This is a genomic window from Pseudoalteromonas sp. SWYJ118 (assembly GCF_015864505.1).
GTDB classification, from domain to species: domain Bacteria; phylum Pseudomonadota; class Gammaproteobacteria; order Enterobacterales; family Alteromonadaceae; genus Pseudoalteromonas; species Pseudoalteromonas arctica.
The window spans coordinates 1-805 of the sequence record NZ_JADYXC010000067.1; the positions used below are offsets into that span (position 1 = coordinate 1).

Sequence of the window (805 nt, forward strand, 5' to 3'; positions counted from 1 at the left end):
CATAAAACGCGTTTGGCGTTGTATGGTTAAGCCTCACGGGTAATTAGTACAAGTTAGCTTAATGGCTCACACCACTTCCACATCTTGCCTATCAACGTTGTAGTCTTCAACGGCCCTTCAGAGACTTTAAAAGTCTAGTGAGAACTCATCTCGAGGCCTGCTTCGCGCTTAGATGCTTTCAGCGCTTATCAGTTCCGAACGTAGCTACCGGGCAATGCCATTGGCATGACAACCCGAACACCAGCGGTTCGTTCACTCCGGTCCTCTCGTACTAGGAGCAACCCCTCTCAATTCTCAAACGCCCACGGCAGATAGGGACCGAACTGTCTCACGACGTTCTAAACCCAGCTCGCGTACCACTTTAAATGGCGAACAGCCATACCCTTGGGACCGACTTCAGCCCCAGGATGTGATGAGCCGACATCGAGGTGCCAAACACCGCCGTCGATATGAACTCTTGGGCGGTATCAGCCTGTTATCCCCGGAGTACCTTTTATCCGTTGAGCGATGGCCCTTCCATTCAGAACCACCGGATCACTATGACCTACTTTCGTACCTGCTCGACGTGTCTGTCTCGCAGTTAAGCTGGCTTCTACCATTACACTAACCGTACGATGTCCGACCGTACTTAGCCAACCTTCGTGCTCCTCCGTTACTCTTTAGGAGGAGACCGCCCCAGTCAAACTACCCACCAGGCACTGTCCGTAACCCCGATTCAGGGGCCAACGTTAGAACATCAAAACTACAAGGGTGGTATTTCAAGGTTGACTCCACAACAACTAGCGTCGCTGCTTCAAAGTCTCCC

1 rRNA gene is annotated in these 805 nt (G+C 51.8%); it reads right to left on the reverse strand.

The window, feature by feature from the left end:
• Positions 1-22: 22 nt before the first annotated feature.
• A 23S ribosomal RNA gene (locus I6F48_RS21215) occupies positions 23-805 on the reverse strand; the annotation flags it as partial.